The following is an 11198-nucleotide window of genomic DNA, read 5'->3' on the forward strand; positions in this document are numbered from 1 at the left end:
AAACAATTATCAAATTAAGATAGTACCTACAAAATGCGGGCGCATTCTACCACTATTTGCCCTTACTCGCTAGGTTAATTTTTAACCTTGACCTTGACCTTGAGTGCAAGAGCAAAGAAGATATGAATAGGCTATCGATAGCTATTATCCTCCTCTTTGCAGCTCACCACCGATAACCCGCTAGAAACCACAGATTAAAAACTACGCTTGTGTCTAATTGAAATAATTTGAGAAAACGACATAATTGTGTGTAAAACAACCTATTATTAACTATTACATGCGCCTGATACTGGGGTTATCAACCGTTTCGCCAGCGAAACTAGGCAACCCGTATTATACTCATCGTCAAATGGCATCACGTTGGTGTTTACTAATTAAAATTAACTAGGCCATGACAATGACATCAGACATTTTAATTATTTTGGGTTTCTTATTTGAAAAGTCTTCGTTCTGACATTGCGCTTACATCTATAGCTTCGGTTGCGATTATCAGTGTATTGATAATGGCTTTGTCTATTCGTGTTTACGAAACCCTATATCAAGATTTTGTGGCTTACCAGTTTGACGCACTGGCCGAAAATATGGCTGTCGATTTACTGCCCGTCATCAATTATAGCGCAGGAAGCTTTGACCAAACTCAAGTTCTACTTCGGTTAGACAAATACGAGTATGTTGAGTTTGCGCGTATTTACAACGAATACGATGAATTGGTCAATCATTATATTGGTAACCCAAATATTGGTAGTGGGTCAGCGGTGACTTCGGTTGTTGATGAAGCTGATTACCTTCATTTAGACAATGGCTTTCACACCATTAATAACAACATCTTTGTTATTAAAACTATTGGTGAAGTGGATCTCCCCATGGGAAAGCTCGTTCTATCCTATGACATTCAACACCCTCTTGCCGAAAACCGCTGGAAATTTATTGGCTTAGTTACGCCTGTTGTCATCATTCTGCTTCTTATCACCGTCATTACTACGGTGCGCCTACAAAGACGTTTGCTCACACCTTTGACGTCGTTAATCGCGAAAATGAAAAAAGTGGAAGAAGAAGCAAACTACGATGTCAAAGTATCTGAAGAAGGCAAAATTGAAATTGCCTCTCTTGGACGCGGTTTTAATAGCATGATGCTACATATTAAGAATCAAATAGATATTAATAAGCGTAAAACCCTGTTACTCGAAAGGCAACAATCTCAGATGGAGAAGCTTGCCAATTTTGATACATTAACAGGCTTACCCAACAGGCAATACCTAATGAAGAGCTTGTCGATTGAATTAGCTCGCGCTAAAAGAGACAAGACGCAAGTTGCGCTGATGTTTCTAGACTTGGATGGATTCAAGCAAGTTAATGACTCTTTTGGCCACGACGCGGGTGATAAATTACTTTGCGGTATTTCAGCTGAAATTTCTGATGCTATGCGTGATGGCGACATCGTGGGGCGGCTTGGCGGCGATGAGTTTCTTATTATCTTAGTGGGTAACCCTACTAATCCACAATTAGGCGCAATTGCAAAACGGCTCATCACTAAAATAACCCAATTACATCATATTGATGGTTGGAGAGTAGACCCAAGCGTTAGTATAGGTATTGCTTTAGCCACAGACAGCGATTATGCAGCGTCCACTCTGGTTACAAACGCTGATGTGGCTATGTACAAAGCGAAAAGCGAAGGTAAAGGTCGCTACGTTTGGTTTACCGCGTCAATGCAAGAAGCCACCAAACGCAAAACTCAGGTGGCTACTCACCTTCCTCAAGCCATTCAAAACAATGAATTCCACTTAGTATATCAAGCTAAAGTAAACGGCGAAGGAAAAGTCGTCGGTTTTGAGGCCTTATTACGCTGGTTTGACAATGAACTTGGAAACATTTCTCCAGCAGAGTTTATACCGATTGCTGAGCAAAGTGACCGAATTTCAGAAATCACACTTTGGGTTATCGTCCAAGCTTGTTTGGAGATACCTCATATAACAGAGCACTATGGTGAAGACATTAGAGTTTCAATCAACCTATCTGCTTACGACCTAAAAAACGTTTATGTAACCCAGTTTATTTTAGAGGGTTTACGTTCTGGTGGGATCCCTAGCAATAATGTGGAATTTGAAATCACCGAATCGGCTTATATGAATAACTTTTCTATCGCAAACGCCTTTTTGGCCGACCTAAAAAAAGAGGGCTGTAAGATATCCTTGGATGACTTTGGAACTGGTTATTCGTCATTGAGTTACATTACAGAGTTCAACATCGACACGCTTAAAATAGACCGGCAATTTGTGAGTCAAATTGGGACATCCAAACGTTCTGAGCTTATCACTATCACCATTATTGAAATGGCCAAGAACCTTAATTTAGACGTATGTGCTGAGGGTATTGAAACTCAAGAGCAATCCACTTTTTTAACCGATAATGGTTGTAATATCTTACAAGGTTTCCTTTACAGCAAACCCATCCCACTGGATGCTTTGTTTTCGCAACAAGAAGAACAAGCCTTGCTGCGGCTAATAAACTAAATGGATACGTACACCACGGTGAGCCCTTTAGGAATAGATGTTCCTTCGGGTAAATAGCCCACACTGGATTTATGCTCTTTAAGAAAAGTCAGCATTTCTTCAATATTGCTAACGTTCGAAGGGGGAACACTGCGACCACTGAATTTCATTTGCGCCCAAAACGACTGAATTCGAGCTTCGGGTAATCCAATAACTTGCGTATTAAAGACTTTTCGAAGATAGGAACCAGGTTCGAATTCTACTGGTGACAACCCATTAATAGCGCCCCCCATAAATAGGTTACGTAGTTCGCTTTTGCTAAGCTGAAGTGATGACTCGCCAGAATTAGCGACCACTAGTACAGACTCTCGCGCTTGCGTAACCTGTGTAATTGCCATAGAAGACATCAGCACAAGTAACGGTAAATAACGTATCAAAATACCCATTCTAGGCCTACTTGATAGAGAGTCGCTCGCCTATTAAAATCAGTATTTTCGGGCGGAACGTAAAATAGCGATGTTTTGCCCTCTTTGCCCTTCAAAAACGACACTTCGGTTTTGAACGCTAAGCTAGTACTGTAATCCCAACGAACACCGAACGTTAAAGAATCCAAGTCATCCGTGGGGAACAAAGCGTTAATAGAATCAACCGTGGTTGATAATAAATCGAATAACGGGCTTACGCCTAATGGGATGGTGTTTACGATACTGTTCTCGTCTTGACGTGACGTGGCTATCGTAGCGTGGAATAGCAACGTATTATAGTAACGCCCAATTGTGAGGTAGTAACTGTCGATACCCGATAGAACATCAAGATCAGAATCTACCGACATGGATTCTGCGCTAACAAACCAATCTAGCGATGTGTAACCTGCACCAAATACATAAACAGATACACCGTTGTCTAATCTAAATTTTTCAGCAAGCTCGTCGAAGCCTGCCGAGGTTAATCCTCCTACTAATTGGTCGATTATCACGCTATTGTCTACTACTTCAGTCACTCTCATAAAAGAAGAACGAAAGTGAAACCTATGATAAGTCAGTGAAAGCACCGCACCATAAATACCATTAATATCAACATCAAATGCCTGTTGGCCTGAAAAAAGCTCGCCATCGAAATCGCCCCAATAGCCCTCAATCTCGAACCCAACGTTTTTAATTTGTGTTTTATGCCTTATGTTCAGACCTTCATAACCTGAATAAAAAAGCCTTCTGCTGTAAACCTGCTCGGGTGCATTTAGCCAAGGATAAGAAAATCCCACATCGGCAACATCAGAATACTTAAGGACAGGAATTCGAAGTCGACCAAGGTTGAACTGCCACGAAGATGATGGTTGATAAGTAAGATAAAGCCAATCTAAGCCAGAATCTCTATCTGGGCCGCTGTGAAGTATTCCCTGAGCAGAAACCGAAAACTGATTATTAATGGCATAATCAGCTTGCAGTGCGATGAGTGAATCTTCAGAAAAACTCCATGAGTTATCGTAATTGGCATAAGACGCTTCGCTTGTAGATAATTGGCCACCAATCCCTCTAGCAAACCCAGAAAACTCAAGGTTACTCGGGATACCTGCAACTGCAAAAGAGGCAGAAAAGGCCAAGGTAAGCAAAGCAGCGGTGGTATATTTCAGCATTCAGGTTATAACTCGGTAGATATCCATAGCAGAACAAGACAAAAGGGTAGCTCCTGTCTCTATTACATTATTAATAGCAGAGGTGCGTACAAATACCAGTCTAAATGAAGTATTGTGCAATGTTTATACTTCTTGATAAATCCCCGATGCGACGCTAGTTACTTTATTGAGTTGTAAGGATAACGGTAAGACTGTCGGGAAGTTCAACGCCTTCGGGTAAGTAGCCAATACTGGCCTCGTTTTCAACTAAGTAACTTATCATTTCATCGACATTATCGACACTGATGGGCGGCTTATTCCTGCCGCTGAACTTCATCTGTGCCCAATAAGACTGAATTCTAGACTCTGGCAGCCCTATAACGTAAGTATTGAAGACAATTCGAATATGGGATCCACTAGCTATTTCTACAGCCGTAAGATTAGATTCTGATACCCCACCCATGAAGATATTTCGGATTTCGCCCCTGCTCAATGAAACAGATTGATTAGCTAAATGCGCGACCACTACCACTCGCTCGCGCCCTTGAGCTACAGCACAAAACATAAAAGAGATGATGATTATAGCGAAGGTAAATTTCGACATCAGAACACCCACTCCACGCCTAGCTGGTAAAGTGTGGCTCGCCGGTCAAAATCAGAATCAATGGCATCTAATTCAAAAAACGATGTTTTACCTTCTTTTCCTTTCAAAAATGAAACTTCCGCTTTAAATGCTAGATTGGTTCGAAAATCCCATCTAGCCCCTAACGTTAATGAATCTAGGTCATCTGTTGGGAAGTACGCTGTTACTTCCTCTACAGCGAAATGAAGCGCATCCAGTTGCGGTGCAATACCAACAGGGATCGGGTTTTCAATATCGTTCAAAGACTGTCGAGATGACCCCAAGGTGGCGTGAACTAAAACATCATCAAAGTAATAACCGAAGGAGACATAAAAACTGTCGATACCAGCTAGGATGTCCAAGTCTGATTGAACCGACATCCACTCGGCTGATGTAAACCAATTCAACGAGTCGTAGCTAATTCCGAACAAATAAGAGAGCGCGCCACCATCAATATCTAAAATGTCTGCGGTGTCGAAAAAACCAGCAGCTCGCAACCCTTGAATTAATGGGTCCAGCTCGGTTAAATCAGTATCTGTGTTATTGGCATGAATAGTGGCAGTTCGAAATTGAAACCCACGGTAACTTACCTCCACCACCCCGCCATACATACCATCGACAGTAACGTCAAAAGCAGTTCCACTGGAGTATATTTCATCACTGTAGTTCCCCCAATAAGCTTCAAAGGAATACGACACTTCATCAAGAGAGCCGAGATAACGCGCATTCACGCCTTTGTATTGGGAAAAGAGATAGCTACTGTAGAGTTGTTGTGGTGCATTCAACCATGGATAAGCGAAACCGACGTCTATCACTTCAGAATACTTTAGAAAAGGCGTGCGTATTTGGCCAAGGTTAAACTGCCACGATGCACTAGGTTGGTAGGTTAAATACAACCATTCTACACCTGATTTTCTTGTATCATCGCTATGCCACAATAGTTGGCCTGAAAGAGAAAAGTAATCATTGATGACATAATCGGCTTGTAGCGCTGCTAACGATTTTTCAGAGAAACTTACTGAATTATCGTAGCCCTCGTACTTAGCTTCATCGGTAGATAGATAACCGCCGACCAAACGCGCAAAACCAGAAAATTGTAAATCATTTGACGTTTTTGCGAGCGCGCCCAATGAAGTGAAATTCACAATTAAAAGCAGTAATTTGAACCGACCAACCAAAGGGAAACCTTATAAGCAAACAAGTATTAAATTAACTCTCACCAGTATCTTGTGATTATTAACCTAAAATCCACTTTTCGCCAGTTTGGACAGTCAGTTAAGAGAATTATTTTTGCAAGGAAATGCTATGCGCTACCAGAAGTAAAAGTGAGCCTCTCACTCTGGCAGCAACTTGAAGAATATACTGTTTTCTTAACTATTTAACGTCTAGGCACGCATCAGTAATAGCCTGCCAGTTTTTCGCTTCAACCCACTCGGGTTTCGCTACCCAAGTTCCACCCACAGCAAAGATATTGCTCATAGATAGGTAATCTTTGTAATTGCTTTCCGATACACCGCCAGTTGGACAAAAACGTGTATCTTTAAATAATCCGCCTACCGCTTTCAAAAACGCAGCGCCGCCAGATAGTGATGCAGGAAATAACTTCATTTCACGAAAGCCATGCTCTCTTGCTAATATAATATCAGCAACGGTTGAAACACCAGGTAGTACAGGTAAACCAGAAGCGGTTAATGCTTTGAGCAAGCGCTCGGTGACAGCCGGTGTTACGATGAAATCGGCACCTGCGTCTTTGGCAATTTTCAATGATGCTTCATCAATAATTGTGCCTGCGCTTACAATCATTTCAGGCAGCGCAGCTTTTATTGCTGTAATGGCTTCGGCAGATTTTTCTGAGCGTAGTACCACTTCTACCGTGCGCAAGTTCGCTTCGTACATCGCTTTTGCGATATCTACACCATCATCTGCATTGTTGACTTGGATAATAGGTAAAAGCTTCTGCTCTCCCATAATTGAAGATATAGAATTCATAGTTTTCTCTGTGTAATTTTGCGTAAGGATCAGGTTAAATTTTTACTAAAGAGGCTATAAGCGGTGGCATCCACAATCGCGCCTTTATGCTGGATGACAAACCCTGCACTTTTAGATGCTTTTTCAACCGCTTCTTTCTGTGAAGCATCTTCTAGTCTTGCTCCAAGATAAACACCATTGAAGGCATCTCCTGCAGATGTGGTATCTACGACATTTTCAACTGGCGTAAGCGGAACTTGAGATATATCGCCATGCTGATTAATAACGGTAACAGCATCACTTCCATTTTTTATAATCACTTCGTCAAACGTGTAATCACTCAAAAATTTCAGTGTTTCGTCAATTGTGTCTATGCCGTACAAGAAATTGAAGTCTTCAATACCGGGAAGGATTATGTCAGCAAGTTCATAAGCTTTTGCGTATAGACGCTTGGCGTCGTCTTTGCTTTTCCACAATGACGGACGATGGTTGATATCGAAAACTAATTTAACACCAGCCGATTTTAATCGAGATAATAAAGCGAAATATTTGGGAAGATCGTCTTCGTTTATTATCGCTAGGCTAATACCACTAAACAACACCATGTCGAAAGCAGTCATTGCAGCAATATCGTTGCTATCGAGGGTTTGCATCATGCTTTTTGCAGCAGAATCCGAACGCCAATAAACGAATGAGCGTTCGCCGGTATCATCAGTATATATACGATAAAGGCCTAAGTGCTTTTCTTCATGCCTGCCAATAAATCGCGGATTTATTTTTTCATTTACCGCATGCATAACCATTTCATCACTTAGCGCATCGTTGCCAACTGCCGAAATGTAATAAACATCATGTTGAGGAAACGTACGTTTCATGTAAACAGCTGAATTATATGTGTCACCTGCGAAACCTTGAGAGAGTAAGCCGTTTTCGGCTTCTCTAAGCTCTGACATACATTCGCCAATAAAACCAACTCTCATGCTACACAGACTCCAATTTAATATGCACTCTACTTAACGTAGTAGTCGTTCAATCCTAAGGCCAGCTAAAAATTGCTAGTACTAGATAGACTTCACTTACTTAATCCCGTCTTTTATGGGACTATCATCGCTGTCTAGCCTAATCGCACTGGCTCTTAACTGATTTCACGTTTTGTTCGCCACTCAGCCTTATTAGGGCATTAGCGATGTTCGTTTTGTGTAAACGAAATGTCACACGATAAATACAATCTAACCAATTGGGCGACCAAATACAACCAATTTATTTTACCAGAAGCTAGACGGGTTATTACCAAGAAAAAATTTCTTTGGTTTTGTTCGAGCATATTTTCGTAATCAGTCATGCGATTATTGTCGCACTTTGCGAATACACATACTTTCAGGCTACAATCATTGTAACAACGACGTTACCAATATATGTAAATAAGGTTAAAACATGAAATCTCGCCGGCTTTTCTGGAGTATCGTAGAAAAACTCGAAAACTTAATCGATCAAGACATATACCCAGCTGGGAGCCGACTGCCAGCGGAACGAGAGCTAGCACAGACCTATAATGTAAGCCGCCCTACTATTCGCGAAGCAATAATAGCGTTAGAGGTTCGTGAACGTGTGGAAGTGAAAACGGGCTCTGGAGTTTACGTATTAGCGCAAAAAAATACTCAGCATTCATCGAAAACGATAAGTGCCTTTGAGCTCACGCAAGCCAGAGCGTTAATTGAAGGTGAAGCGGCCGCGCTTGCCGCATCGACAATAAGCGACGATGAGGTTTCTGACCTTCAAAAAGCCTTGTCAGATATGGCCTCCCCTGATCTTGCAGATGAAGCGGATCAACGCTTCCACCATATAATTTCACAAGCCACACATAACCATGCCGTGCAGCTTTCGGTTGAAAATTTATGGGAACTTCGTCGTTCAACGCCTGAAATAGTAGCGGCCTATAACGATGTCTGCTCTCAAGGTATTGAGCAACGCATAAAAGAGCACACGGAAATTTTCAATGCAATTGCTAACAAAGACACGGCTGCGGCTCGCAAAGCCATGCACATCCATTTTAACCGTTTAATAAATGCGTTATTTGATGCTAGTGAAGCAAGAGAGTTAGAAGAGATTAGACGCAAGACAGATAAGACGAGAGGCTTATATTCAATTTCTCATCTAAGTAAATAAATCATCTACCTCGGTTAAAAGGTGTAAATCCTTTTGCGAATAGCACAAACAAAACAGGCTTCTTTCGAAGCCTGTTACTTAGTAGGGTACTCAGAGTATTTTTATTTTTCTTGATATGAGTTTGTATTTGGATAAATCTGTTTTTACTAATACGGGTGTCTCAAAAGTAGCGCGTCAGTATTAGTCGCGTTAACTTCAGCTCAAAATATATAAACATCACGCCACTTTGTCAACCACAAACACAAAAAGACATTACCAATAAACATTACCAATAAACTGTAAGCAACTATACCGTTAGCTTCATCAACGCTGATAGTTTTATATAAATACCTACTCTGTGTAGAAAATTGCTTTACGGCATGCAATATTCAGTTTAAAAAGCGCGCTATTGTTTAGTCTATAATTTCGAGTATTCTGCTCGTCATGGTTTTGCGAATTATAATCAAATGATCCTAAATACGTTTTTCGACTTCATACAAGAAAAATGGACCCTGATACAAGCATCGGTTTATACCTCGACGTTTCTCATTCAAGTTTTGCTCATCGCCGTGATATACGCGCTTGCCTTTATTCTAGCAAGACAAGTTAGAAGGCCATTCAAGTTCACACGGGAAGCACCAAAAAGCGGGGCACATACTTTACACAACATGCTATTCAAGCTTGGCGGAACACTGTTTCCCGTCATTACCATTAGCATACTGAAACTGACTACTGTTTTAGGTGAACAGTTTCAATTCGATGCGTGGGTGCTTGAAATAGCTGTGGTTGTGGCTGTTATGCTATTTGTTGCTTCCCTAATTAAAGGTTTTATAGACAATCCCGTTTTCGCCGGTTTCATGCGGTGGATAGGCTTACCTATTTTATTTCTACATCTAGTCGGTGTATTACCTGTTGTTACCGGTGCATTAGAATCGATGTCGTTATCCATTGGCAATGTCGATATTTCGGCCTATGGAATAACACGGGTATTTCTCTTTGGCGGCTTGTTGTTTTGGTTAGGCAGAGCTTCGAATACCCTCGGAAAAGATATTATTCGCAGCCACACTACGCTAGATGTGTCTACCAAAGAAGTGTTCGCCAAACTCTTTGAAGTGGCCCTATTTTGCATTGTATTCCTACTGCTACTCAACGTAATGGGAATAAACCTAACTGCCTTGGCGGTATTCGGTGGTGCACTGGGTGTGGGCTTAGGTTTGGGGCTGCAATCTATCGCTTCAAACTTTATATCAGGCATTATCATATTACTTGATAGGTCGCTTACGGTAGGTGATTTCGTAGAACTTGAAGATGGCCAAAAAGGTATAGTGCGGGAATTTAAAATGCGCTACGCGGTGCTGGAAACCTTCGACGGTAAAGACATACTCGTACCTAACGAAAAGTTTATTAGCTCATTGCTTATAAACTGGACCCACAAAGATCCTAAACAGCGCTACCGCATCGATTTTTCAGTTGCTTATAAAACTGATATTCGAGCAATGGTAGAAATTATAAAAGATGCAGTAGCACAGCACCCTCAGGTTATTAGCGGCGAAGGCATACCTTTTGAAGAACTGCCTGATTGCGAAATTGACAGTTTTGGTGACTCAGGCGTTAATATGTTTGTTGAGTTTTGGATGGATGGCGTTGATGATGGAAAAAATCGCGTTGGCGGCGACCTTTTATTAACCGTGTTCGAAACCCTGCGAGAACACCAGATTGAAATCCCCTTCCCTCAACGTGAAGTGCGTGTGGTTAACGAAAACGGTATTGGTATTCGAAATACCACCCCTTAGTAGCGAGAAAGTAATACATCCCACTGCCATTGGGCATCGCGCAGATTTAGCAGGTCGATAAACTTCTGATAGTCGGCCTGCCCCATGGCATGGGCCACCGTTTTTAGCTGAGCTTTGGCTCTTATAGCTTTTACCTGTAGTAACTCTAAGCGTTTGTCGGCACTTTCACCAAAGTTACTGTCTAATATTTGATTGGCCTTTTGATTTGCGTCCCAGAAAGTGAGCACGTAGCCAATAAGTTTTAGGTGTACACCTATCATCTGCTTACTTTCCAGAATGTGGGCTAACGTAGACGTCGCCAGCCTTTTTTTAAAGCCACTTTCCGTTTCAGGTTTGGCACTATCTGATAAGTGCTCAAGGGCTTCTTTGTATTCTTCAATGAGCTTAATATGCTGCTCGCCTCCATACTGCTCACTTGAAAGTGAAGCCAAATCCTCGGCCAGTATTTCTAGGTTCACAAGCTGTCGCTGTATAGTTGCCATGATTATTTATTAAATACTTAGGTATGCTCGGTGGTTTTCTGGGTTATTAGCTGATGCATCAGTATCAATCACTACCTTCTCATC

General features: G+C 41.5%; 10 protein-coding genes. 3 read left to right on the forward strand and 7 right to left on the reverse strand.

Annotated elements, in window-relative coordinates; genetic code table 11:
• Positions 1-434: 434 nt before the first annotated feature.
• Complete coding sequence (locus J8L84_RS16130; protein ID WP_247670824.1) at positions 435-2513, forward strand: EAL domain-containing protein; 2079 nt, start codon at positions 435-437, stop codon at positions 2511-2513.
• On the opposite strand, the gene J8L84_RS16135 is transcribed toward J8L84_RS16130, so the two are convergent.
• The 6 genes from J8L84_RS16135 to J8L84_RS16160 all read right to left on the reverse strand — a co-directional run bounded on the left by J8L84_RS16135 (position 2510) and on the right by J8L84_RS16160 (position 7674).
• Positions 2510-2938 carry a hypothetical protein gene (locus J8L84_RS16135; protein ID WP_247670825.1) on the reverse strand — a complete coding sequence of 143 codons (429 nt, stop codon included), beginning with the start codon at positions 2936-2938 and terminating at the stop codon, positions 2510-2512. The genes J8L84_RS16130 and J8L84_RS16135 overlap by 4 nt on opposite strands.
• Positions 2926-4125, reverse strand: a complete 1200-nt coding sequence (locus J8L84_RS16140; protein ID WP_211071579.1) for a hypothetical protein — start codon at positions 4123-4125, stop codon at positions 2926-2928. The genes J8L84_RS16135 and J8L84_RS16140 overlap by 13 nt, the downstream gene beginning before the upstream one ends.
• Before the next feature lie 163 nt (positions 4126-4288).
• Positions 4289-4708 (reverse strand): hypothetical protein, encoded by a 420-nt coding sequence (locus J8L84_RS16145; RefSeq protein WP_211071580.1) that lies wholly within the window; start codon positions 4706-4708, stop codon positions 4289-4291.
• A complete protein-coding gene (locus J8L84_RS16150) occupies positions 4708-5904 on the reverse strand; it encodes a hypothetical protein (RefSeq protein ID WP_211071581.1) in 1197 nt (398 codons plus the stop codon). Before J8L84_RS16150 ends, J8L84_RS16145 begins: the two co-directional genes overlap by 1 nt.
• A gap of 196 nt (positions 5905-6100) precedes the next feature.
• Positions 6101-6715 carry a bifunctional 4-hydroxy-2-oxoglutarate aldolase/2-dehydro-3-deoxy-phosphogluconate aldolase gene (gene eda, locus J8L84_RS16155; protein ID WP_211071582.1) on the reverse strand — a complete coding sequence of 205 codons (615 nt, stop codon included), beginning with the start codon at positions 6713-6715 and terminating at the stop codon, positions 6101-6103.
• A gap of 29 nt (positions 6716-6744) precedes the next feature.
• On the reverse strand, positions 6745-7674 hold the full coding sequence (locus J8L84_RS16160) for a sugar kinase (protein WP_211071583.1): 930 nt from the start codon (positions 7672-7674) through the stop codon (positions 6745-6747).
• A gap of 454 nt (positions 7675-8128) precedes the next feature.
• On the opposite strand from J8L84_RS16160, the gene J8L84_RS16165 reads away from it, so the two are divergent.
• Both J8L84_RS16165 and J8L84_RS16170 read left to right on the forward strand, forming a co-directional pair.
• Positions 8129-8860, forward strand: a complete 732-nt coding sequence (locus tag J8L84_RS16165; protein WP_211071584.1) for a FadR/GntR family transcriptional regulator — start codon at positions 8129-8131, stop codon at positions 8858-8860.
• A gap of 446 nt (positions 8861-9306) precedes the next feature.
• Positions 9307-10632 carry a mechanosensitive ion channel domain-containing protein gene (locus tag J8L84_RS16170; RefSeq protein WP_211071585.1) on the forward strand — a complete coding sequence of 442 codons (1326 nt, stop codon included), beginning with the start codon at positions 9307-9309 and terminating at the stop codon, positions 10630-10632.
• Here J8L84_RS16170 and J8L84_RS16175 read toward each other — a convergent pair.
• Positions 10629-11114 (reverse strand): hypothetical protein, encoded by a 486-nt coding sequence (locus J8L84_RS16175; protein WP_211071586.1) that lies wholly within the window; start codon positions 11112-11114, stop codon positions 10629-10631. The genes J8L84_RS16170 and J8L84_RS16175 overlap by 4 nt on opposite strands.
• Between the last annotated feature and the right edge of the window lie 84 nt (positions 11115-11198).

The organism is Alteromonas sp. MMG017, assembly GCF_018100795.1.
Taxonomy (GTDB): Bacteria; Pseudomonadota; Gammaproteobacteria; order Enterobacterales; family Alteromonadaceae; genus Alteromonas.

Coding starts and splice junctions, on each gene's coding strand:
- J8L84_RS16135 (WP_247670825.1), bottom strand. CDS start 2,938: ATGGGTATTTTGATACGTTATTTACCGTTACTTGTGCTGATGTCTTCT.
- J8L84_RS16140 (WP_211071579.1), bottom strand. CDS start 4,125: ATGCTGAAATATACCACCGCTGCTTTGCTTACCTTGGCCTTTTCTGCC.
- J8L84_RS16145 (WP_211071580.1), bottom strand. CDS start 4,708: ATGTCGAAATTTACCTTCGCTATAATCATCATCTCTTTTATGTTTTGT.
- eda (WP_211071582.1), bottom strand. CDS start 6,715: ATGAATTCTATATCTTCAATTATGGGAGAGCAGAAGCTTTTACCTATT.
- J8L84_RS16160 (WP_211071583.1), bottom strand. CDS start 7,674: ATGAGAGTTGGTTTTATTGGCGAATGTATGTCAGAGCTTAGAGAAGCC.
- J8L84_RS16165 (WP_211071584.1), top strand. CDS start 8,129: ATGAAATCTCGCCGGCTTTTCTGGAGTATCGTAGAAAAACTCGAAAAC.
- J8L84_RS16170 (WP_211071585.1), top strand. CDS start 9,307: ATGATCCTAAATACGTTTTTCGACTTCATACAAGAAAAATGGACCCTG.
- J8L84_RS16175 (WP_211071586.1), bottom strand. CDS start 11,114: ATGGCAACTATACAGCGACAGCTTGTGAACCTAGAAATACTGGCCGAG.